This is a genomic window from Desulfobulbus oralis (assembly GCF_002952055.1).
GTDB classification, from domain to species: Bacteria; Desulfobacterota; Desulfobulbia; order Desulfobulbales; family Desulfobulbaceae; genus Desulfobulbus; species Desulfobulbus oralis.
In genome coordinates this window covers 2125585-2148287 of the sequence record NZ_CP021255.1, presented here as the reverse complement: position 1 = coordinate 2148287, position 22703 = coordinate 2125585, and the positions used below count along the sequence as shown (strand labels likewise).

The 22703-nt window shown below is 58.0% G+C and carries 23 protein-coding genes and 2 pseudogenes; 6 read left to right on the top strand and 19 right to left on the bottom strand.

Annotated features, from left to right (window positions below; all coding sequences use genetic code 11):
- Positions 1–64: 64 nt before the first annotated feature.
- From CAY53_RS09555 to CAY53_RS09545, 3 genes are all read left to right on the top strand, one after another.
- The gene (locus CAY53_RS09555) at positions 65–1450 is read left to right on the top strand and encodes an outer membrane protein assembly factor BamD (protein ID WP_104936915.1); all 1386 of its coding nucleotides are present in this window, start codon (positions 65–67) and stop codon (positions 1448–1450) included.
- A 454-nt stretch (positions 1451–1904) separates the two neighbouring features.
- Entirely contained in the window at positions 1905–2375 is a 471-nt protein-coding gene (locus CAY53_RS09550; RefSeq protein WP_104936914.1) for a hypothetical protein, read from the top strand.
- Between the two features lie 14 nt (positions 2376–2389).
- The gene (locus CAY53_RS09545) at positions 2390–3406 is read left to right on the top strand and encodes a hypothetical protein (RefSeq protein ID WP_104936913.1); all 1017 of its coding nucleotides are present in this window, start codon (positions 2390–2392) and stop codon (positions 3404–3406) included.
- Between the two features lie 28 nt (positions 3407–3434).
- Here the strand turns inward: CAY53_RS09545 and CAY53_RS14135 are convergent, their stop codons facing one another.
- The 4 genes from CAY53_RS14135 to CAY53_RS09525 all read right to left on the bottom strand — a co-directional run bounded on the left by CAY53_RS14135 (position 3435) and on the right by CAY53_RS09525 (position 6950).
- On the bottom strand, positions 3435–3788 hold the full coding sequence (locus tag CAY53_RS14135; protein WP_425430781.1) for a transposase: 354 nt from the start codon (positions 3786–3788) through the stop codon (positions 3435–3437).
- 84 nt (positions 3789–3872) lie between these two features.
- The gene (locus CAY53_RS12960; RefSeq protein WP_181040257.1) at positions 3873–4079 is read right to left on the bottom strand and encodes a hypothetical protein; all 207 of its coding nucleotides are present in this window, start codon (positions 4077–4079) and stop codon (positions 3873–3875) included.
- A gap of 343 nt (positions 4080–4422) precedes the next feature.
- A complete protein-coding gene (uvrB, locus tag CAY53_RS09530; protein ID WP_104936910.1) occupies positions 4423–6471 on the bottom strand; it encodes an excinuclease ABC subunit UvrB in 2049 nt (682 codons plus the stop codon).
- 98 nt (positions 6472–6569) lie between these two features.
- A complete protein-coding gene (locus CAY53_RS09525; RefSeq protein WP_104936909.1) occupies positions 6570–6950 on the bottom strand; it encodes a DUF488 domain-containing protein in 381 nt (126 codons plus the stop codon).
- A gap of 199 nt (positions 6951–7149) precedes the next feature.
- Between CAY53_RS09525 and CAY53_RS09520 the strand changes: the two genes are divergently transcribed.
- A complete protein-coding gene (locus CAY53_RS09520; protein ID WP_104936908.1) occupies positions 7150–7677 on the top strand; it encodes a nitroreductase in 528 nt (175 codons plus the stop codon).
- Positions 7678–7895: 218 nt separating this feature from the next.
- Here the strand turns inward: CAY53_RS09520 and tadA are convergent, their stop codons facing one another.
- Complete coding sequence (gene tadA, locus CAY53_RS09515) at positions 7896–8375, bottom strand: tRNA adenosine(34) deaminase TadA (RefSeq protein ID WP_245874796.1); 480 nt, start codon at positions 8373–8375, stop codon at positions 7896–7898.
- A gap of 172 nt (positions 8376–8547) precedes the next feature.
- On the opposite strand from tadA, the gene CAY53_RS09510 reads away from it, so the two are divergent.
- Positions 8548–9927, top strand: coding sequence for a sigma-54-dependent transcriptional regulator (locus tag CAY53_RS09510; RefSeq protein ID WP_104936907.1), 1380 nt, complete (start codon positions 8548–8550; stop codon positions 9925–9927).
- Between the two features lie 20 nt (positions 9928–9947).
- Here CAY53_RS09510 and nikR read toward each other — a convergent pair whose 3' ends face one another.
- From nikR to CAY53_RS09455, 11 genes and pseudogenes are all read right to left on the bottom strand, one after another.
- Positions 9948–10358, bottom strand: a complete 411-nt coding sequence (gene nikR, locus CAY53_RS09505; protein WP_104936906.1) for a nickel-responsive transcriptional regulator NikR — start codon at positions 10356–10358, stop codon at positions 9948–9950.
- Between the two features lie 2 nt (positions 10359–10360).
- Positions 10361–11779 (bottom strand): beta-barrel assembly-enhancing protease, encoded by a 1419-nt coding sequence (locus CAY53_RS09500; protein WP_104936905.1) that lies wholly within the window; start codon positions 11777–11779, stop codon positions 10361–10363.
- A gap of 75 nt (positions 11780–11854) precedes the next feature.
- Positions 11855–12736, bottom strand: a complete 882-nt coding sequence (locus tag CAY53_RS09495; RefSeq protein ID WP_104936904.1) for an amino acid ABC transporter permease — start codon at positions 12734–12736, stop codon at positions 11855–11857.
- Positions 12733–13536 (bottom strand): transporter substrate-binding domain-containing protein, encoded by an 804-nt coding sequence (locus CAY53_RS09490; RefSeq protein ID WP_219842659.1) that lies wholly within the window; start codon positions 13534–13536, stop codon positions 12733–12735. The genes CAY53_RS09495 and CAY53_RS09490 overlap by 4 nt, the downstream gene beginning before the upstream one ends.
- 33 nt (positions 13537–13569) lie before the next feature.
- The gene (locus CAY53_RS09485) at positions 13570–14301 is read right to left on the bottom strand and encodes an amino acid ABC transporter ATP-binding protein (RefSeq protein ID WP_104936903.1); all 732 of its coding nucleotides are present in this window, start codon (positions 14299–14301) and stop codon (positions 13570–13572) included.
- A gap of 82 nt (positions 14302–14383) precedes the next feature.
- Positions 14384–14989 (bottom strand): hypothetical protein, encoded by a 606-nt coding sequence (locus CAY53_RS09480; protein WP_104936902.1) that lies wholly within the window; start codon positions 14987–14989, stop codon positions 14384–14386.
- Between the two features lie 169 nt (positions 14990–15158).
- Positions 15159–15935 carry a hypothetical protein gene (locus tag CAY53_RS09475; RefSeq protein WP_104936901.1) on the bottom strand — a complete coding sequence of 259 codons (777 nt, stop codon included), beginning with the start codon at positions 15933–15935 and terminating at the stop codon, positions 15159–15161.
- 99 nt (positions 15936–16034) lie between these two features.
- A pseudogene (locus CAY53_RS13965) lies at positions 16035–16453 on the bottom strand (L,D-transpeptidase family protein); the annotation flags it as partial.
- A gap of 184 nt (positions 16454–16637) precedes the next feature.
- Positions 16638–17805, bottom strand: a pseudogene (locus CAY53_RS09465) (IS4 family transposase).
- Between the two features lie 62 nt (positions 17806–17867).
- Entirely contained in the window at positions 17868–18317 is a 450-nt protein-coding gene (locus tag CAY53_RS12735; protein ID WP_146106479.1) for a hypothetical protein, read from the bottom strand.
- Positions 18318–18323: 6 nt separating this feature from the next.
- Complete coding sequence (locus CAY53_RS09455; protein ID WP_104936899.1) at positions 18324–19148, bottom strand: amino acid ABC transporter permease; 825 nt, start codon at positions 19146–19148, stop codon at positions 18324–18326.
- Between the two features lie 200 nt (positions 19149–19348).
- Between CAY53_RS09455 and CAY53_RS09450 the strand changes: the two genes are divergently transcribed.
- Positions 19349–19909, top strand: a complete 561-nt coding sequence (locus CAY53_RS09450) for a DUF2062 domain-containing protein (RefSeq protein WP_104936898.1) — start codon at positions 19349–19351, stop codon at positions 19907–19909.
- Between the two features lie 51 nt (positions 19910–19960).
- Here the strand turns inward: CAY53_RS09450 and CAY53_RS09445 are convergent, their stop codons facing one another.
- The 3 genes from CAY53_RS09445 to CAY53_RS09435 all read right to left on the bottom strand — a co-directional run bounded on the left by CAY53_RS09445 (position 19961) and on the right by CAY53_RS09435 (position 22580).
- Positions 19961–21139 carry an MFS transporter gene (locus CAY53_RS09445; RefSeq protein ID WP_104936897.1) on the bottom strand — a complete coding sequence of 393 codons (1179 nt, stop codon included), beginning with the start codon at positions 21137–21139 and terminating at the stop codon, positions 19961–19963.
- 3 nt (positions 21140–21142) lie between these two features.
- The gene (locus CAY53_RS09440; RefSeq protein WP_146106478.1) at positions 21143–21709 is read right to left on the bottom strand and encodes a hypothetical protein; all 567 of its coding nucleotides are present in this window, start codon (positions 21707–21709) and stop codon (positions 21143–21145) included.
- 298 nt (positions 21710–22007) lie between these two features.
- The gene (locus CAY53_RS09435) at positions 22008–22580 is read right to left on the bottom strand and encodes an RBBP9/YdeN family alpha/beta hydrolase (protein ID WP_181040255.1); all 573 of its coding nucleotides are present in this window, start codon (positions 22578–22580) and stop codon (positions 22008–22010) included.
- Between the last annotated feature and the right edge of the window lie 123 nt (positions 22581–22703).

Here is a 22703-nt window from a genome sequence, read left to right as displayed (position 1 = left end):
GCCTTACGACACTGTTTATTTGTTCTGCTTATGAACATGCGCATTGTACAGGAGTACATACACCATGAAGAAAACAACCGGAGCAATAATCGGCATACTCATGGTCGCGGTCTTTGTCCTTGCGATCACTCCGGCCACACGTGACGAACTGCATTGGCAGTGGGTATCTCATAAGGACGAAACGGCCGGTTACGAATCCTACATCAGGGCATGGCCTGGCGGGCGTCACGCGGGCGAGGCGAAAACACGGTACGATCAACACGGCTGGACTGAGGCCACCGCCGCAAACACGGTTCAGGGCTTCGAGCGGTACCTTCAACTGCACGGCAACGGCCGGCACATTGCTGAAGCCAGAAACAACATCGAGTCCCTGCACTGGCAGGAGGCCACTGCGGCAAACACGGTTCAGGGCTTCGAGCGGTACCTTCAACTGCACGGCAACGGTCAGCACATTGCTGAAGCCAGAAACAACATCGACACCCTGTACTGGAAAGGCGCAGTTTCCACTAACACAATCCAGGGATTTGAAGAATACATTCAACTGCACAGTGATGGCCGGTACTTCACTGAAGCAAAAGAGCGCCTCGACACCCTGTTCTGGCAGGAAGCCACCAACAACAACACAGTTAAAGCGTACCTGGATTACAGCGCAGCTCAACCTCAGGGGCGACACCTGCCGGCAGCCAAGGCCAAGGCCGCTGAGCTGCTTAAGGAGCAAGCCCCGTTCCAGGCCGCTCTCAAAGATGGCACCGAGGCATCACTCAACAAATTTCTCGAAGAATTTCCAGGCCATCAAAAGGAAAGCGAAGCCCGGAAAGCCCTCAGGGACATCCGCGAAGGCCGGGATATAGTTGATCTCATTGCAGAAAAAAAGATCGAGGTACAGGCCACCGGCAGCGGCATTATGAAGGTTTCAGTACGTTTACGCAAGCGCGTGCCCTACCCGCTCACCGTGCACATTCCGGTTGGCACCTTTTTCGTTGCGGCAAAGACTTCATCGCAAAACATGGTTACCACGAGTGCGAGCCGGATTCTGCTCACAACGGACGAATGGAACACCGTATCGCCGGATGCCGCCTGCGCCAACAGACCAAAGGACATTCCAGGTGACAGCGACAGATTTACCGTACGGCGATCACCCCAACAGCGCGAATTGGCCAGACTCATGCCTGTCCTTGAACAGGCCCGGGTCGATAAAGCGACCCGCCAGGCGGCAATATGGATTGTTACAGATAATGCCAGTTATGAAGACCTGGGCATCCTTCTTGCCAGCCCATTCGGCTTCGGCGGTACCCGCGTGATTAATGAAGAGGAGGCTGCCCAGGCCATGCGAATCTGCGATGCCGCAGGCATCAATATCAGAAAAAAAGCAATATGGAGGGATAGACGTGAAATTATGTCAGGACTCAAGAACGATGACCTGAAAACATGGATGAGACAGAAGAAATAACCCGGAAAGGAGGTTGCCATACTCAGATTGAAACCCCGTGTTGATGTGCTTCCCGCGTGGGGAGATGTTCGCCTGTCGGAAGGCAGTCATACCTTTCTGGTTTCGTATAGTAGAAATGTACATGGCAAAAATGTATGAGGAGAAACATCACTAGAAATACACCACACAGGTAATGTTACGGTGAGCTGCGACCATTTTACCGCAGGCCATGCCTATCTGATGGCTGCCTTTGAGGGGGCGGAACACATGGGCTTTGCGGGAATGTTTCAGAATATTGTCCAGGCAATGGTGGATAACGCCCGAAAAGCATTCAGAATTGGCATCGAGGAAGCGCCAATGAGCCCGACTGGGCAAGCAAGGATAACGTATTCACCTGGCAGTCTGAATTTGAAATACAGCCCCTGGAGTAGAAGCTCTCGAGAAACAAACAAAAACAATACAAGAAGAATGGATTATGAAACGCATGGATCGTACCGTTGTTTGGTGGAGCAAGGTGCAGTATCGCACAGTCCACAGCCTTGCTGCAACCCCATGGATGATGGCGCGCCTGCCTGGAATACTGCTGGCATTTTGGATCGTTATGACGCCCCCTGTCGTAGCCGGAGCAGAAGAGCGGCTACCGCTGACCCTCACTTCGAACGGCAATACCTATACCATCGACACCTTCACCCCGGGGACGAACAAAGACGGCAAGACGACCGTCACCATCACCGGTTCAGGATATTTAGTGCCTTTCCGGGATGGGCGGATGATCGTGCCAGTATGGTGCTCATTCACCTCCGGGACAGAGGAATATGAGTGGGATGGAGTTACCCTAAATAATGATTCTTTCATCTTCTCGTTTTCCACATCAAAAAAACCGGAAACAGTCAAGTTTTATGCGGAGGACAGGCAGGATAAGAAGTACTCATTCAAGGTTAAATAACATGGGAGAACATTATGAAAAAAATGATAACAGTTATGGTCGCGCTCATGCTGGCGCCTGCTCTCTGCGCCTGCGATACGGCTCCCAAAGGGGATACGGCTCCCAAAGGGCGTAAGGCCGGAGAGGAATTTATACTTGGCGGAAGCACCTATGCGCTTGAGAAGGTAACGGTCGCCAAGCCTTCTGGAGACCAGGGCCAACAGACATTTGAGGTCGCCGTGCTGCAAAAAGAGAACAAGATCCCTCTAGCGTTCAGTCTGTCTGGGGGGAAGCCTGATTCAGGCACTTTATCTATTACCGGCGCCAAGAGCTTGTTAGGCATGACTCTCGACGAAACACACAAGAATAAGCGTGAAGACAAAATGACCTTTAATACGGTAACGGATGTGGATGGCTATGCCATGCGGGTCGTCTTTCGTTTTGATATGCTTGCGAACGGGAGTATCGGGAAAACTGCAAAAATATTTCATACTAAATCTAAGGAAGAACAGTTATTAAATCTGGATTCTGTGGAGGTAGAGCAGATTGACGAGACCAAGACAACAATAGATGCTGAAAGGCATGCAGAAAAAAATTCAGCAAATGAAAAACCGGAAACAGGAGATCAAAATCGTGATAGGAAAAATAGCATTCCATTGTCTAAAGAAAAAGCAGTTGAAGTCCCCTCAATGTCGGCTATTGTTGGGAAAGGTGAACTTATATTTCGGCAAGGAGATGGGCCAGACAAGTTAAAAATATCAATCAGTACTACCACTCCTATTATACAAGGTAAGGGTTGCTCTGGATGTGCCAAAATAATCAAGATTGATCCAAACCTGAAAATAGCAATTAAACCATTTTTATCGGATTACGAAGTTAAGGGCCAATATATCGGCACTGAAGAATCGACTCAACTTGAATTGACAGACTCTAATCCTACGGATGCCAAAGAATTTATTATGAGTGGACCGGCGGGAGCGACTCTGCAAAAGGAAGGAAAAAGGCTACGCCTTATGGAGGGCGAGGCTCATCTGCTCATTCTTGGTGATTAGAGTTTCTTTCCACTAGAGTATTTCAACTTTAAGATTGTATATAGCCACAAGATCTGAACCAGCCCTGGGCATCGTTTGCAGAAACGCAGTCCAGGGCTTCCCCGACTCCCGCAACCAGGTCTTCGTTGGTTCTGGCCTTGATTCCCCGCAATATCTGCTGCACCTTGCTCCACATCTTTTCGCTGGGATTCAGGTCGGGACTACAGGCCGGCAAGAACAGGCATTCAGCATACCTTGCCTGTATGGCATCACAGGCAGCCTGCGATTTATGAACGGAAAGATTGTCCATAATCACGACATCACCGGGCCGCAGAGCAGGGGCAGGCATGCTCCTGACATATGCATCGAACATCTTCCTCTCCACAGCTCCTGCAACGACAATAGGGCGCCTTTCAGAATGCAGTTATCCGTGTTTTCCGGATCTTGAGGGCGGATTTTTACCCGGGCCGCATGAGCCGGATTGCCGTTAAGGGAGCCGGCCGGCAGTCCTGCCGTATGTTTCCCGGGGGACTTTGTCCCCAGCCTGCTCGTTTTTGCCCTTTGTTCCGAACTCCGGGCGCAGCGCCACCCTGCAGACCCCGGCCAGAAAGCCCAGTCGGTCCATGTTGCAGGCCAGATGCCTGAGTCCGATCTTCGCGCCCGCCCTCTGTTCCCCTGCCGCTCCCATTTGCACAGGGGCCGCTGCCTTGGCCCCCTGCGCTGAATATGCTCCCTGTACCCGGCATGCTTCAGCCAATCCGGACGCTTTGCCCAACGATACGCCGAATCAGCCCACACAGCCCGGCTCGTATTCCCGCCCGGCAGTTCCTCAAACACCCGGCTTTCATGCACATCGGCCGCTGCCACCCTGTAGCCCCGTCGCTGCCCACGCTGCTTCGTCCACCGCGCGTCCACATCCTGTTGCCGTCGCTTCGCCTCAGATCACTCCCCCAGGCGATACCCTTTCATCTGGTGGCGGACAGGGGCCGCCACAAGCGAGAGGCCCATACAATGCCCATCACCTGAGGCCCTGAACATCAATCCAAAGCCAGCTCCAGCATCTTCAATGCCCGGATGCGGTCGCGATAGCCGGCCGCCTCCTCGAAGGCCAGCCTGGCTGCCGCCTCGCGCATCCTGCGCTCCAGCTCCCCAATGTCGCGCCGCAATTCCTCCCCGCTGTGATACACCCGCTCCGGTTCCGCGCTCTGGAACAGGGCCGGCTGCTCCTCTTCCGGAGTCCAGCCCGAAGCCCTGAGGTGCTGGTTCACCGAGTCCTTGATTTCCGAAATCACGGTGCGGGGCACAATGCCGTGCGCCTGGTTGTAGGCCTCCTGAATGCCGCGGCGGCGCTCGGTTTCACGGATGGTGGCCGCCATGGAGGGGGTGACCTGGTCGGCATACAGAATGACCATGCCGCTCGCGTTGCGTGCCGCCCGGCCGCAGGTCTGCACCAGCGAGCGCTCAGAGCGGAGAAAGCCTTCCTTGTCCGCGTCCAGGACCGCAACCAGCGAGACCTCCGGAATATCCAGCCCCTCGCGCAGCAGGTTGATGCCGATCAGCACATCGAATTTGCGCTGCCGCAGATTGCGGATCAGCTCCACCCGTTCGAGGGTCTTGATGTCTGAATGGAGATAGCGCACCCGGACGCCCAGGTCTTCGTAGTATCGCGTCAGATCCTCGGCCATGCGCTTGGTGAGGGTCGTCACCAGAACCGCCTCGTTGCGTTCCGCCCGCTGGCGGATCTCTGCCAGCAGATCGTCCACCTGGGCAGTGGCCGGCCGCACCTCTATGCGTGGATCCAGAAGGCCGGTCGGCCGGATCAGTTGTTCGACCACGTGGCCGTCCGCGAGCCGCAGTTCATGCGGGCCGGGCGTGGCGGAGACATAAATCGTCTGATGCCGGCGCGCCTCGAATTCGTCGAAGCGGAGCGGCCGGTTGTCCAGGGCCGAGGGCAGGCGGAAGCCGAAGTTCACGAGCGTCTGCTTGCGGGCGTGATCGCCGTTGTACATGCCGCCGATCTGCGGCACCGCGATGTGCGATTCGTCGATCATCAGCAGATAGTCCTCCGGAAAATAATCCAGGAGGTTCGGGGGCGGCGCGCCCGGCGCCTTGCCGGTCAGGTGGCGGCTGTAGTTCTCGATGCCCGTGCAGTAGCCCAGTTCCTCGATCATCTCCAGATCGAACTGGGTGCGCTGTTCCAGCCTCTGCTCCTCCACCAGACGGCCGGCGGCGTGCAGTTCGGCGAGCCGCATCTGCAGCTCGTCCCTGATGCTCTTTGTGGCCCGTTTGAGATTGTCCGCTCCGGTCACGAAGTGGCTGCCCGGAAAGACCGCCACTTCCTGTAGGTCTTCCAGCACCACGCCGCGCAGCGGGTCGATGAGCGTGATGCTGTCAATGGTGTCGCCGAAAAATTCCACCCTCAGCGCCCGTTCCTCCTCATGCACCGGAAAGATGTCCAGGACGTCGCCGCGCACCCGGAAGGTGCCGCGGTGGAAGGAGTAGTCGTTTCGCTCGTAGAGCATGAAGGCCAGTCGCCGGAGCACCTCTTCCATCGGATAGTCGGTTCCCCGCTCCAGATAGAGGTGCATGTTCTTGTACTCGTCCGGCGAGCCCAGACCGTAGATGCAGGACACCGAGGCCACGATCAGCACGTCCCGCCGGGTGAGGAGGGAGCGGGTGGCCGAGTGGCGCAGCTTGTCGATGGCGTCGTTGACGGCCGAGTCCTTCTCGATGTAGGTGTCTGAAGCCGGGATATAGGCTTCGGGCTGGTAATAGTCGTAATAGGAGACGAAGTATTCCACCGCGTTGTGCGGAAAGAGCTCGCGGAACTCGGCGAAAAGCTGGGCCGCGAGCGTCTTGTTGGGCGCCAGCACAAGAGTCGGCCGCTGGATCTGGGCCACCACCTGGGCCATGGTGAAGGTCTTGCCGCTGCCGGTGACGCCAAGCAGGACCTGATCCCGCAGTCCGGCTCTGATGCCGGCCGTCAGTCTGGCGATGGCCTCCGGCTGGTCGCCCGAGGGACTGAAGCTGGAGACCAGGGTAAAGGGTCTGGTATCATCGTAGGTGGGGGCGTGCTGTTCGGGCAAGGGCGCTTCTCCTGAAGTCTTTCGGTGGTTCGGGCCCCTGGGCGGCTGGGGCAGACGGAATATGGATATTGCGGACAAAACGGCAATGCCGGCCTGCCTCAGCGGTCCGGCAGGTCGTGCATGCGGGCCGAGAGCCACGCCTGCAGCACCAGCGCGTGGTTGCAGCCGGCGTTTCTGGCAGCGTACAGCAGGGTGACGTTCCGCTGCCGCAGCAGCTCGCGGCATGCCCCGGCAAAGTCCGAAGCCAGCGGATTGTGTTCCAGCTCGTTTCGGTAGGCCAGAGCGAATTCGTCAAAACGCTCTGCACGGTGCCCAAACCAGGTGCGCAGTGCGCTCGAGGGGGCCAGGTCCTTTTGCCACTGGTCGAGCTGCGCCTTCGCCCTGGACAGGCCGCGCGGCCAGAGACGATCCACCAGTACGCGGCAGCCGTCTTCGGATTCCGGCGGCAGATAGACACGTTTGCTGCGCAACTGTGGCATGGCATCTCCTGTCGGTTGAAGCGGTGCGGCGGGCCTGCCGCTTTTTTTGAAAGCGCCATTATACCGGAATTGTCCGGCAAGGGGTGCAGAAAGCGCAACTTGCCTCCAGGCGGCGAACCGTTTACCATGGCTGGTCAGGAGCCCCCCTGGCCGCAGCCGCGGGGCCAGCCATCGTTCTTGTCAAACATGGAGGAAAAGCATGAACCCCATTCTCGAAGCCATCCGGGACAGAAGAAGCGTGCGCCGGTACAAGCCGGAGATGGTGCCGCAGGCAGCAATCGACGAGGTCATTCGGGCCGGTCTGTGGGCGGCCAGCGGCCGGGGCCTGCAGGCGCCCATTGTGGTGGCGGTGACCAACCGAGACTTGCGCGACCGGCTTTCGGCCATGAACTGTCAAATCGGCGGCTGGCAGCCGGACTTCGATCCCTTTTACGGCGCGCCGGTGCTGCTGATCGTGCTGGCGCCCAAAAGTGTGGCCACCGGCCTCTATGACGCCTCTCTGGTCCTGGGCAACATGCTGCTGGCCGCCCACTCGCTGGGGCTGGGCTCCTGCTGGATCCATCGGGCCAGGGAAGAATTCGCCTCCGAGGAAGGCAGGGCCATTCTGCGGCAGCTCGGCGTCAGCGGCGATTACGAGGGCGTTGGCCACTGCATTCTGGGCTATGCCGACGTGGCGGCCTCCCCGGGAGCGGCCAGGAAGGACGGCCGGGTCTTTTACGCCAGATAGTCTGGACTCGGACGCCAAGGAAGCGCACTGCAAGATCACGGTTATTTGCAGGAAACCGTACCCGGAGGTTCAGGAACAGAAGCCGGATGGCACAGGGCATCAGAGCGCTTGTCTTCAAGGCAGATGGGCCGGACGAAGCCGAGTCCCTCCAGCGCCGGATCCGGCCCTCTCTTTCCGTTCCATCTGCCACGCCACTGCCCGGGAAAATCGGCTGCCCGCTATAGGGCCTTTTGCCGCCTCGCCCTGAAGAAATCGCGCAGCAGCGCAGCGCATTCATCGGCCATGAGTCCCCCCGCCACGGTCAGATCATGGTTGAGCCGGCCGTCGCGGCCGATGGCATAGCAGGAATGCAGCGCTCCGGCCCTGGGGTCGTCCGCGCCGTACACGATGCGCGCGATTCTGGCCTGAATGCAGACGCCTGCGCACATAATGCAGGGCTCCAACGTCACGAAGAGAGTGCAGCCAGGCAGGCGGTAATTGCCCAGCCGCTCCGCCGCCCTGCGGATGGCCAGCATTTCCGCATGGGCCGAGGGATCACAGCTCCGGATGCAGGCGTTGCCCGCTTCGGCGAGGAGCTCGCCGCCCCTGCCCATGAGCACCGCCCCGACCGGCACCTCCCCGCTCAGGGCCGCGGCCCTGGCCTGATCCAGCGCACGCTGCATGGCCCTGGCCTCTGTTTCCGAAAAGAAAGCGTTCAATTTCACTCTGCCATGGGGAAGATTTCAAATGGAATTCAGCAATGTAAAGCAGTTTACAGATTCCTTTTTTGGCTTATAATGACTGCCGCATGGCTTGTATTACATACGATAATTGTATTCAATCAGCGTTTCCCTCCGCAGGAAACACACAATTTTTTTGATGGGGTGTCGCATGAAAGACCACAAATTTCACCTCATTGCCTATAAGTGGCAGCCGGGCAACAGGCGGGAAATCGAGGCCGCGCTGGCCGATTCTTCCCGCATCACCTACGAGAGCGATCCGGACACCTTCCGCCTGAAGCTCGGCATGGAAAACTACGACGCGATCATCCTGGGGATCGACTCCGATAATATCAATACCTTCAGCATGCTGCGTGGTATCCGTCGGGATACGCCCTCAACCCCGGTGATCATCGCCAGCGCGGTCGAGCAGCCGCAACAGATTGTGGAGGCCATGCGGGAAGGGGCCAGTGATTTTATAGTGGCACCCTATCTGCCCGAGCGTATCCGCTGCTCCGTGGCAAGGGTGGTGGCCGACAGCAGCCTGAATCACGAGCTGAATTACCTGCGTCGTACCCAGGATGTGGTGTACAGTTTTGACGATGTGGTGGCGGAAACCCCGTCCTTCAGGCAGCTTGTGGACAATCTGCGCAAATTTGCGGCCTTTGACGCCGCCATGCTCTTTACCGGCCAGATCGGCACGGGCAAGAGCTTTTTGGCCGGAGCCGTGCACTTCAATTCGGCCCGCCGGGACAAGCCCTTCATCAGGATCAAGTGCACCAACGTGTCCGAGCAGGCGCTGGAAAGCGAGCTTTTCGGCCACGAGGCCGGCGCCTTTCCCGGTGCGGACAAGCAGCGCATCGGCCGGATCGAGCAGGCGAACGGCGGCACGGTGTATCTCAACGAAATCGGCGATCTGCCCCTCGATGTGCAGCTCAAGCTGTTGCGGCTGCTGGAGGAAAAATCCTTCGAACGCCTGGGCGGCGCCCGCACCATTTTCACGGATGTCCGCGTGATCGCGGCCACCAACAGCAATCTGGCCAGGCGGATCGCGGAGGGCCGTTTTCGCGAGGACCTGTTTTACCGGCTGAACGTGCTGCCGGTGCAGGTGCCGCCCCTGAAGGACCGGCCCGACTGCATCGCCCCTCTGGCCCGCAAGCTGCTCGGGAAGATTACGGGAAATGTCTGCAAGCCCATCAGCGGCTTCACCGATCAGGCCATGCAGCTTTTGACCTCATACCCCTGGCCAGGCAACATTCTGCAGCTTGCCAACGTGATCGAACGGGCGGTCATTCTGGAAGACGGCGAGTTGATCACGCCTGCGTCTCTGCTGAGTCCCGGCGATCTGGTGGCAGCGGGCGCGGCGGGCGAGGAAATCATTCCGGAGCTGGCGGACAGCGAGTACGCGCTGCTCGTGCGCGCACTCAGGGAATGCAACTGGGTGCAGAAACGGGCCGCGCAGAAGCTGGGCATCAGCCCCCGCGTGATGAATTACAAGATCCGGAAATTCAGAATTGCCCACCCTGGCTGGCGCAGGAACAAGGGCCGCTAGGGCCCCGGGCGCGAGGCCGCTCAGGGCAGTGCCTGGCCGGTGCTGGCGGTGGTGAGCTTGCCGTTTTTCACGCCCCTGAGCGCAATCATCTGCGCCGCCATGTCCTGAATCTGCGCCGCCCGGCCCTTGACAATGACCACCTCCAGGCAGTTGTGATGGTCCATATGCACATGGGTGGTCGAAGTGATCAGGTGAAAGTGGTCGTGCTGGATGTCGGCGAGCCTTTTTTGCAGTTGCGGCTGGTGGTGGTCGTACACCAGGGTCACCACGCCGACCACCTCGCCGTCCTCCTCCCACTCGCCGTTGACAAAATCCCTGCGGATGAGATCCCGGACCGCTTCCGAGCGGTTGACGTAGCCGCGGCTGCGGATAAAGGCGTCGAACTGCGCCAGCAGCTCTTCTTCAAGGGAGATGGAAAATCGTTTGAGCATGCTCAGGTTCCTTTCTTGATTTTATCGATCCCGGCCAGAATCTGCCCGGCCTCTTTGCGCATGGTCTCTGGCAGGCTCCGGTCCCGGCTGGCCCGCTTCAGGTTCTGCACGGCCAGCTCTTCCCGGCCCTGAAACAGGTAGTACTTGCCCAGGTAGAAGATGCCTTTGCCTGCGGCGCCGCGGCCCGTTTCGAGCTGGCCCAGTTCAAAGTACACCTGCGGGTATTCGGGCAGGGCGCGTGCCACCTGCTGGAACAGGAGCGCGGCCCGCTCGGTGTTTCCCAGCGCCGCCTCTGCCGTGGCCAGGTGAAAGCGCGCGTACATGTCGTTTGGGTTTTTGGCCGTCTGCCTGTCCAGAATGGCCCTGGCTTCGGCGTAGCGGCCGGCCTGCTGCAGGATGACCGCCCGGTCCACGTGCAGTATGTCTCTGTCTGGAAACTGGGCCTGCAGAAGGTCCATGTGGGCCAGGGCGGCATCGAAGCGCCGGTTTTGGGCCTCGATCAGGGCCAGGCCGTAGCGCGCCAGCCTGCCGGCCATGCTCTTGCCGTCCCGGCTCAGCGTGATGGTGCAGCCCTGCCGCAGTCGGGCCAGATCCGGAGACTGGGCCAGCACCCGGTAGCGGATGCGCAGAAAGTCGAAGTCGTCGGTCTGCTGCCAGACCGGGGCAGGCTTCTTGGCCCGATTCAGCTCGATCAGCGATTCCACATAGCCGATGCGGGACTCCGGGTCCGGATGGGTGAGCAGGTACTGGGGCACATTGCCCATGCTGTAGCGGACGACGCGCCGCAGGGTCTGCAGCATGGCGCGCATACTGTCCGGGTTGCGCCGCATGGCTACCATCCAGCCAAAGGCGAGCCGGTCGGCCTGTTCCTCGTCCTCGCGGCTGTACTGCAGATTGGCGGTCTGGCCAGCGGCCAGCGAGCCCGTGAAGATGCCCTGGGACAGCCCCGGCACGCCCAGCGCCAGCCCGGCCACCCCCAGAATCATGGAGGCCACGCTGGTCTTGCCACTCTTTTCCATCCGGTTGGCAATGTGGCGGCTGACCACGTGGCCGATTTCGTGGGCCATGACGCTGACCAGCTCGTCTTCGTTGTGCATGGCCTCCAGGAGGCCGCTGTAGAAAAAGACCATTCCGGCCGGGGCGGCGAAGGCATTCAACTGCTCGCTTCGCACCACGAAGAAGCGGTAGTCGAAGTACTGTGGTCCCACCACCTTGAGCACCTGCTGGCCCAGCCCGTTGATGTACTGGCTGATGTCCGGATCATCCAGCACCTGCAGCTCCTGGCGCACGGAGTAGAGGATTTTCTGACCTATGAGCCGCTCCTCGCCGATGCTCAGGGCCCATGCCGCCGGGGGCGGACAAAGCAGGGTGAACAGCAGGGGCAGGACAAGGGCGCATCGGGGATAGTGGATAACGGACATGGCTGCTCCGCTCGTGTGGAAATCAAAAGAAAACGGCCGCAGAATACCGTGTGGAACGGCGGGATGCAACGGCCTTCAGCAGAGACGCCGGTTCAGGCGGCGGTACAGGTATTCGCTCAGGCAGGAGCAGGGCAGGGTGAGCACCAGATAGAGCGCGGCCACGGTCAGCCAGACCTCGAAGCTCAGATAGGTGGAGGCCATGATCTGTGAGCCCTGCCAGGTCAGATCCTGGATGGCCAGCACCGAGACCATGGCCGAATCCTTGACCAGCGAGACCATCTGCCCGGCCAGAGGCGGCAGCACCCGGCGCAGGGCCTGGGGCAGGATCACGTGGCGATATGCCTGCCAGCGGCCGAGCCCCAGGGCCTGGCAGGCATCCCACTGGCCCCGGTGAATGGACTGAATGCCGGCGCGGAGGATTTCCGCCACATAGGCGCTTTCCAGCAGGGCCAGTGTCATCAGCGCCGCGAGAAAGGGCGCCAGTTCCGCTGGCGGCGCCCACAGTCGGGCCGCCAGATGGGCCAGAGATGGATGCGCTTCGGCCCAGCGGGGCCAGTCATCGGCCAGGAGCGCCGCGAACGGGTCGGCCAGAAAATAGTAGCCCAGAAAGAGCAGAACCAGGGGCGGCAGGTTGCGCAGGAGTTCGATCAGGGTGCGGGCCAGAAGCCGCAGATACAAGAGGCGGCCCAGACGGGCCAGGGCCGCGGCCAGTCCCAGAGGCAGCGCCAGCAGGGCTGCCCAGAAGCTGAGCCGGAGCGTGCACCAGAGCCCCTGGGTCAGCGAGCCCGCCGCCCAGCCCTGGTCTCCGCGGCGGAGCAGGTACTGCGGTATGGCCTCCCAGTGCCAGTGGTATTCCAGCTCCACTGCCGCCCGGTAGGCCAGCCAGGCGCCCGCTCCGGCCAGGAGCAGCAGGAGGAGGGCGTCCAGCCAGCCCCATTCCGGCCCGCTTTTTTTCATTGTACCCGACTGCGCCACTCCACGCCCTCGAACCAGTAGCGGTAGCGCTCCTGAATCCAGCCGCTGGCCTGTTCGCGGGCGATCCAGTTGTTCAGAAAGTTCAAGGTATCGACATCCCCCTTGCGCAGGCCCATGGCAATGGGCTCCAGGGCGAGTTTGTCCGGATAGGCGACCAGGGTTTCGGGCGCGGCCAGGGCCTGCTGCACCGGCAGCGGCTGACCGGAGACCATGCCGTGGGCCCGGCCGTTGCGCACCTCCTGCACCGCTGCCGGTTCGGTGTCGAAGAGTCGCAGTTCGGCCTTGGGAAACAGCTTTTTCGCGGTCAGGGCCGCGGTGGAACCCATGCGGGCCGCCACCGTGACTTCCGGCCGGTTGAAGTCGGCAACTTGCATGCCTTTGGCCAGTTTGCGGTTGGCCAGAAGCCCCTGGCTTGTGAAATAGTAGGGGTTTGTGAAGTTGATCTTCAGGTTGCGTTCGGCGGTGGCGGTCATGCCGCCGATAATGGCGTCGAACTTGCCGGTCAGCAGCGCCGGGATGATGCCCGACCATTCCGTGGGCACGAGTTCCAACTGCAGCCCCGCGTCCTCGGCCAGCTTTCTGGCCACATCCACCTCGAAGCCGATCAGTTGGCCGTTTTTATCCTTCATGGCCCAGGGCACAAAGACATCCAGCCCCACCCGGATGGTGCCGGTGCGGGTCATGCGGTCTATGGCCTTCTCCTGCGCTCCCTCCGCCGCAAAGGTCGGCAGAGCGAAACAGGCGAGCAGCAGTGCCATACAAAATGCCAGTCCTGTTTTCATGGTTTTCCTCCTGTGGTGAAAGCGAGCCGGGACCTACAGGATCCGGCTCAGAAAGTCCCGGGTGCGCGCCTCCCGCGGCCGGGCAAAAAAGCTCTTGCTGTCCCCGGTTTCGATCACCTCTCCCTGCTCCATGAAGATCACCCGCTCCCCGAGTTCCCGGGCAAAAGCCATTTCGTGGGTGACGACCAGCATGGTCATGCCGGCCTGGGCCAGATCGCGGATCACGCTCAGCACCTCGCCGATCATCTCCGGATCCAGGGCGCTGGTGACCTCGTCGAAGAGCATGATCCTGGGCTTCAGCGCCAGGGCGCGGGCAATGGCCACCCGCTGTTGCTGCCCTCCGGAAAGCTCCCCCGGCAGACTCCGGGCTTTGTCCGGCATGTTGACCCTGGCCAGCAGTTCGAGGCTTGCGGCCGTGGCCTCGGCCAGGCTTTTTTTCTGCACCAGCCGCTGGGCCAGATTGAGGTTGTCCAGCACCGTCAGGTGTGGAAACAGGTTGAAGGACTGGAACACCATGCCGATTTTGCGTCGCGTTTTTTCGTCCAGGGGGACGCCCTCTATCAGGATGCGGCCGGCATCCACGGGCTCCAGGCCGGCCAGACAGCGCAGCAGGGTGGACTTGCCAGAGCCGGACGGGCCGATGATGACCACTCTTTCGCCCTGTTGCACCTCCAGGCTCAGCTCTCTGAGGGCCGTCACGCCGCCGGCAAAGCTTTTGCTGGCCTGCAGGATTTGCACTGCTGGCACCGGGTTTTCTCTGTCCATATCGATAAGCTGGAACGCTGCGGCACAGGTGTGGAAGCGATAACAACGAGCACCTGACGCCGTCGGCTGTAGTGGTTGGTTGTTACTGTTGCTTGTTTTTAATCGATTCCGCAATAGATTTGAGGTAAGCATTCTGTTGCGCAAACAATTCATTCTGTTTTTCTACTAAGAGAAAACCCCTTTGCTGTGGAGAATTCTTTCCAGCGTATTTTCGTGTAAGCCATAGAAAAACCACAGTAATGAATAAGATAGGGGCCCAAATACCCAGCATTTGCGTGAACGCGTTATCTGATAATTTGGATTTTTTAGATACGCACGGTTTTTCCTGTGTCGAAGAGAGGATGTTGATTTTATAATTTGTATATACTTCTCGATTTTTTGTTGCATGAGTTAAAATTTTAAAAGCGGCCTCGCCATTAGCTGGAACTATATTTGAATATAGTTCTTCAGTGGCAACATCAATTAAATCCCCGTTTTTGTCGAAAAATTGTGATTCTATAACGATATCTTTTATTGGATATTGTTGTTTATTAATAAATTTACCGACTACATATACAGTCAAAAAATCTCCGTTCTTTATAAAATCCATTTTTGTATCTTTTATTTCAAGAGCAAATTCTTTATCTTCAGCAATAGAAATAGTTGGTGTCACAATTAATAATAACAAGCAAATAATATATTTTTTCATCGTTAATCTCCGTTTTCGTTCTTGTTTGTATTTATTGGATATTACTCATCGAGTTCAAAGGGTCATATGGGTTGCACCCAAGACTCCGCATAGGCGGCCGGCAAGGGTTCCCCGCGGCATTACCAGTCCTATTGGAGAACGTTGTTATGGGTTTGGAATCGCATGTGATTCACCCTGCCTTGATTTCCTTCAAGCGTTCAATCCGTTGCCTTTGACCCAGCAGCTCCCTGCATGCCCTCTTGTACAAGCCACGCAGGTATGGCTTTAAGTGTTCAAGGATCTCGGATTGAGATATACCCCCCAATGCAGCAAAGATCCCCAGCGCATGTATGACCTCGGCTTCTGAAAGATACCCAGACCGACTCGTACGCCAACCCTGGGAATCAAAGGCAGCGTACTGGGAAAACGTAACGACCGAATTTGCGGCGAAGATGCCGAAGCCCAGGAAGACGCTGGTTACATCGACAGCATATTCCCAGTTATCCCATCCTCCGGGAGGCTCTTCGGAAAATGACCCCGTGAGATAGTGCGACAACTCATGTGCAAATGTCGCGATGAGGGACATTGGATCAGAAATGCTGCCCGGATTGTACGTGATCACCACCCCCTCTGCCATCGCTGAAAACGTGCCCGCAGGTGCGGAAGGCGCGTCCTGGACGACAAGGGTGGGGGCCACGACCGGGTTCGGATCTTCGTCCTGCGCTTCCAGTTTACAGGGCCAGTCGCTCATCCCGGCGTACTCCTTCACCTGAAGGAACAAGGCCTCCGCGAGCTCTGGTCCGGTCATTCCCTGCTGAGGGAAAAACTGGCTGCTTGGCTGAACCAGCACGGTTTCTGAAAATACCTTAAATCCTCCCGTGTTTTTCAGGAGCCATTCAAAGCAGTCGAACTGCCAGTCCATCACTGCCGGCTCAATCAAAGGCGTCCTTTTAAAGAACCCAAACATAGGCCTGTCCCTTTCCTGCATGCATAACGTGGTCTTCGCTGGGAGGCGAAGGACCGTATTTCGACGATCCGCCGCAAGCCGGGCTTCTCTTACCGTCTTTCATGGCCTTATTTCCACCACCGTGCCATTTGGAACCAATTGCTCTATTTCTTCTATTTCCGTATCCGTAACGGCTATGCAGCCCTTTGTCCAGTCAAACCACGTGTTCAATCGGCCAAGCCACCCGAAGCCGTTCTTCATGCCATGAATCATGATATCGCCGCCGGGCGATACGCCAAGTTCTTTTGCCCGTTTCTTGTCATTGTCGTTTGGGTAGGAAATGTGGAGCGACAGGTGGTAGCCACTCTTTCTGTTGCGGGAATCAACAACATAGGTTCCTTCCGGAGTCTTGTTGTCGCCCTCCTGCTCCTTGACGCCTTCGGGCTTCCTGCCCAGGGCTATTTTGTAGGTCCTTATCTCCTGTCCTTTCGAAAGCAGTGTCTCAATCGTCTTGCCTGCTTCTCTATGAGGACTTTGTCTGCAATGACCGCATCAGCAGCCAAAGCGGAAAGTGGCAGGAAGAGGAGCATGGGCAGCATGTATTTTATGGAGCTTATACCGTTCATGACCTTACTCATATTTGTAGAACAGGCTGCTCAGGGTGGATCGGTTTATGCGCCACTTTTTGCAACAGACAGATTACGATCTTTCACTGCTGTCCCACTAAATTTGGAATAGCGATAACTGGTTGTTATGTAATGGTATTTTTTGTTTTTCCGGACAAAAAAGTTCGTCTAAATCCCGCCGTTCAAACAAATTGAGCTGAACAAGCCGTAAAATCTGCAGGATAGATTGCCCCAGGCGACTGCGAAATTTGATGAAGGCCACCAGAAGATACGCGCACAACGCGATCCACAGCTGCGTCCGCACCGCGTTCATGCTACCGCCCACAAAGCTCTTCACCTTCAGGTGCTGTTTGATCCACTTGAAGAACAGCTCCACTTGCCACCGCTCCTTGTACAGTGCCGCCACCGTGGTTGCCGCAATATCCACCGCGTTGGTCAGAAACTCGTATTCCTCACCTCTCGCTTCATCCAGAAAGCGGACTGTCCGGAACACGCCCTCCTCTCCTCTGAACCGGATTTCCCGGTCTTCCAGGATACCCGCGCTTTTGCACCCCCGGCGTTTCGCGCCAGGCTGCACCGCAGCACCACGCTTCAGGCGTGTGACGAAATGCACACCATCCTTCGTCAACTCCTGATACCACTGGTAATCCGTGTAGCCCCGGTCAAAGACCACCCAGGAACCTCGGGGAAGACGCAGTTCACGCGCCTTGTTGATCTCGTGGACTCGCCCTGCCGTCATATCCACGAAGCTGGGCAAATAGCCGTCCGCTGCAAGCCCCACATGCAACTGCATCGCCCCCTTGCTGGCGGTACGTGGCCCAGTGAAACAGCGAGAGCGGCAGCTCAATCACCGTGGCATCAAGGAGATAGACCTTGCCGCCGTCTTTGAAGCGGAACTTTTGGTTGGGAGGCGCAAGCGATTGACAACGAGCCAAAAGCGCTACGAACACCTTTTCGAACAGCTCGGCGGGTGTCTTTTCATTAGCCCGCGCCAGACTGGAACGACTGAATGAGCCGAGGCCCAGATGATACAGTTTGCGACTTTGCGGTGAAAAGGCATCCACAATGCCGCGTAAACTGTCGCGTCCAGCGAGTTGCCCCACCAGCATGGCCACAAACTGCGTCCACGCAGAAAGGGCGCGGCGGTGTTTCTTTGGTTGAACCGCCCGGCGGACTTGCTCAAATTCATGTCTCGGAAAAACTCTAAGCAATTGGCCGACAACCGTGCTACAATATCCCCTGGCTTGGACCTCTTTGGTTTTAATGAACTTTTTGTCAAATCCATTATACCACACCAGGGGCTCCAAGCCTTTATTTTATCCCGAAATCATTGATATTTTGTGGGACAGCAGTGACGATCTTTTTTATTTATTGTTATGAAGAGCTTGCCAAGAGTGAGATCCTCATTCCATATTTCTATAAATTTTATATCATACTTTTGTTCAAGATTTGCAGCAAAAGTTTCAAGTTCAAGAGCATCTACGCTGAACAATTCTTCTGGTGGATACATTGTCCTGTATATTTTCATTACATGATCGTTTGGCGAGAATTTTAGAGAATATCTTCTCGTGAAGGCAAATCCATCCGAAAATTCATTAAGAAAGTCCCTGATTTCTTTTGCTGATGCATCGGGAAACATTTTTTTCCATTTTCGTGCATTGGCAACAGATAACCTTTGCCAGTATGCATTCAGCCTTTTTCGTCGTTTCAATTCACCTGGTATGCTTACAATAATGATGGCAAGCAAAATCAAAATGGCTATCAATGCCTTGCTCATACAATCCTAACAGATGCTTCTGGCAAGGCGCCGTCTGAGCCATGCGGCCGCCACGGAGAGGAAAAGGGTCAGGCCCAGATAGAGCGCGGCCACAAGCAGCCAGATTTCAAAGCTGAGCAAGGTTTCGGCAATGAGCGCCCGGCCCTGCATGGTGAGTTCGTACACGGCAATGGTGCTGACCAGGGCCGAATCCTTGACCAGCGACACGGCCTGGCTGGTGAGCGGGGGCAGCATCCGGCGCAGGGCCTGGGGCAGAATCACGTGGCGATAGCTCTGCCAGCGGTTCAGACCCAAAACCTGGCAGGCCTCCCACTGGCCGCGATCGATGGACAGGATGCCGGCACGGATGATTTCGGAGACATAGGCGCCCTCGAACAGCCCCAGGGCCAGAATGGCGGTGCACATGCGGCCCAGGCCGAGAATCGGGGCCAGGACAAAGTAGAGGCAGAAGAGCTGCACCAGAAGCGGCGTGTTGCGCACCAGTTCCAGATAGACCCGGCTGAGGACCCGACCCACCGGCGAGGCGGAAAGCCTGAGCAGCGCTGCCGCAAGCCCGATCAGCCCGGCGGCCAGCAGCGCTGCCGGCGTGAGGGCCAGTGTCACGCCCAGCCCGCGCAGCAGGGCTCCGGCCGCCGGCCGGCCATCCTGCCAACTGATCAGGAAACCCGGCACCTTCCGCCACTGCCAGTTGTAGCCCGAGAGTTCGGCCCCGCGCAGCAGCAGCCAGACCAGCAGGGCCAGGGTGAGGACGTAGAGCAGCACATCGCGAAGCTGTGCGGGCCGGAGGCGGGCGCCGGGTTGACCGGCAGAGCGGGTTTGGGTGCCAGACATAGTCAGGTCTCGGGGCAGCGGAGACAGAAGGTGGATTGTTCCTGAGGCAGGCTGGTTGGCGGCAGGATACCCTGCATCCGGGCCGGATGCAAGCCGGCAGCAGGGGGAGCGCGCCGGCGCCTGTCGTTTTTTGCACTTGACTTTTCAGTGTAAATCAGACGTTATGCAAAGCGCATTCTGACCGGGAACAGGGACAAAGGATGGGCTGGAGAGACTGGAAACACCTTATCAGGCGCAGGGCACGGCACATCTACCGCAGAACTGTGCGCGAAAAGGCATCCCCGGAGTTTATCGCCAAGGGCTGGGCCATCGGCATGTTCTATGGCTGTCTGGCGCCCTTTGGCCTGCAGATCTGCCTGTCCATCCCCACGGCCCTCTGGCTCAGGGGCAGCAAGACCGGCGCCATCTTCGGCACCCTCATCACCAATCCCGTCACCATTGTCTTCCTCTATCCCATGCAGTGCTATGTGGGTCTGCACTGCATGGGCAGCAACCATTCCTACCACGCCATCGAACGGGCGCTGGCCAACGTGCTGCAGGAGCAGAACTGGCATGCCCTGTCCGGCATCGGCTGGGAGCTGATCGCAGCCTTTTTTCTCGGCGGCGCGCTGCTGGCCTGCATCATGACACCGCTGTGCTACTACGGCATCCGCTTCCTCGTCATTCGTCACCGGGAAAAGCTGGCCCGAAAGGCCAGGGACAGCGTCTCCGGCCAGGAGGTTCGGCCTGCGCCGGAAGAGCGCGGGGCTGACAAAGGCTGAAGCGGTTTGGTTTTGCCGGGTTGGACTGCTGCCCCTCTGCATCCAGCCGGTTCAGGTCGCCTCCTCATCCTCCGGCAGCTTCGGCGCCGGGCTCAGCAGAAAGGCAAAGATCGTGCTCACGAGCGCGCAGCCGCTCAGGACGTGAAAGGCCATGCCCAGGCCCCAGATATCCGCCACCCTGCCCAGGATCGGCGCGGCCATGCCGCCCACGCTCATGCCGAGCCCCATGGTTATGCCTGCGGCAAAGCCCGCATGGCCGCCCAGATAGCGCTGCCCCAGGACCACCAGCGAGCTGAAGGGCAAAAACTGAACCACGCCCAGGGCCATCAGCATGACGGTGGCCACGGCAAAGTCGTCCACAAAAGGAAAAGCGAGCATGAGCGGCAGGAGCAGCGCGTGGCTCGTGCGCACCACCCGGCGGTAGCCGAAACGATCGGCCAGCATGCCGCCCGCCAGGTTGCTGCACACGCCGCAGGCGCCGAAGACGGTCAGCGCCAGTGCCGCGGCCGTCTCGCTCTGGCCGAAATGCGCGATCCAGTAGAGCGGGATGAAGGCGCGCAGGCAGACCATGATGATGGAACGGCAGATGACGTTGACCGTGAGTTTGGCAAAGGCCTGCCAGTCGTTGACCGTCCTGGACCTGCCGGCCGTATTCGGCCGCGGCTGGGCCCCGTTGGCCTGCGCGCGCGTGAACCGCAGGGATTCGTAGAACATGAGGCCGGCCAGCACTGCGGCGAGCGGCGCGAGCAGGCCCAGTCCGGGGAGCCCGCCCAGGTGCATCAGCGCCACGACCAGGATCGGTGCGAGTAGGTAGCCGGCATTGCCGCCCACGGAAAAGATGCTCATGCCCGTGCCCGGCGCTGATCCGGAGACCATGTTGGCAAAGCGCACGGCAGCCGGATGGAAGAGGGCCGAGCCCATGCCGCTCGCCATGACGACCAGGAAAATGGCCGGGTAGCTGTCCAGAAAGCCGACTGCCGCCATGCCGCAGCCGGTGATGAGGATGCCGGCCGGCATATACCAGGGGCGGGCCCTGCGGTCGGCGAGCAGGCCGAAGATGGGCTGGACGATGGAGGCCAGACTCGAATTGGCGAGCATGAGCGCGCTGGCCATGCTGTAGCTCAGGCCATGGGCGCTGATGAGAAAGGGCAGGATCGCGGGGAGCGAGCCGCTGTTGACGTCGCAGACAAAGTGGCTGAACGAGGCGAAGAGAATCTGTTTTTTGTTCATGCTTCAGAAGGGTCGCATGGGGCCGCGTCGTTCACGATCAGCCTGCTTTATGGCCTCGATGCGGGCAAAGAGGGGCAGATGCCGCTTCAGGCGGGAAAAGACCAGCTTCTCTGCGATATAGGCGCTGAGCAGCACGAAGACATAGCCCAGGCTCCGGGTGGTGCCGGGCAGATGGTAGAGCACGATGCCCTCAAAGCGCTGGGCCATCCAGGCCAGGGCAAAAGGCAGGGGCCAGATTGCCGTCATGCCGGCTGCTGCGGTGGCGAAAAAGTTGTTGCCGAGTTTTTCCTGCGCCAAGCTGTTGACGGCCAGATATGCGGCCTTGTCGCCGCTGTGGATGGCATCCACCGACAGGTTGTGCAGCCGGACCATGTCGTCCTGCATCTGGCTGAGGCGCCGTCGCTGCAGCAAAAAGACCAGGGCATAGGACAGTTCGCCCAGGATCAGGCACCAGAGCGCAAGCAGAGTGGAACCCAGCCACATCCCCAGGTACGGCGAGGCGGGCCAGCGAAAGGGCGCGATCAGCAGGGCATCCAGCCAAAGGGGGCAGGGCAGGTTCATGGGTTTCACGGCCGGGGTCGCCGGGAGGCGGCCCCGGTTGTTGCTGTCTTTACCAGAGTTGCGGTGCTTTTAAATTGCTAGTCTGCTGAATTTCAGGATATTCATTTCTGAGCTTGATGCGGCAGGATCCCTGTCTCATGCACAAAAACAAATATCTAAATTTAGCTTAGTATGAGCGTTGCCGTTTGTGGTGGCACAATGAAAAGCGTAAATTTAATGGAGCAGGCCTTATGGCGCTTGGAAAAGTGTGCATTTTGCTCATCAAAAAAATATGAGAATCTGGCATGAAAATACCTTACACGTAAATTCAGTCTGTTAATTTCATCATTTTTTCCAAGATTTCATAGACGAGATCGAACTTCGTAAAACCGTCCCTATCCAGAAAATGTCCGCCTTTTTGCATTTCGTAAAATTCGGCGCCAATTTGTCCTGCCAGCTCGCGACTCAACTCGAACGGCACGATATAGTCGTCTTTTGCAGAGACCACTGCGCGCTGTTTTGCGGCGACTTTGATGCGCCCAAAATCAAAGTCTTTATTCACAAACTCGTCTAACATTTTAAATTGCGGATCACTAAGGGGTTGAGCGAGTCCTGAGACCAGCACGATACCCTCTACTGCGCCGTTTGCGACGTTATCTTGCAAGAAATTCAAGATCGTCGGGCAACCGAGACTGTGTCCGACCAAATAAACCTCGCCTTCAAATTTTACGCTTTCTTGCAAAGTTTTTAGCCAATCCTTGAATTGGGGGTGTGCAGGGGTCGGCATCGTTAAAATATCCGCTTTCGCACCGGATTTTTCAATTTCATCTTTGAGCCAGGCAAACCAATGCCTTTTAGGCGAAGCATCGTAGCCATGCACGATATACACGTGTTTTTGCATATTCCTCTCCTTGAAATTTAAATCCGCCCCAAACGAGGAAGTACTGATGCAAAGTAGCAAAGCTGCGCATGCTAGGCTAAATTTCATTATATTTCTTCTTTCATGGTTCATATCCAGTCTCTC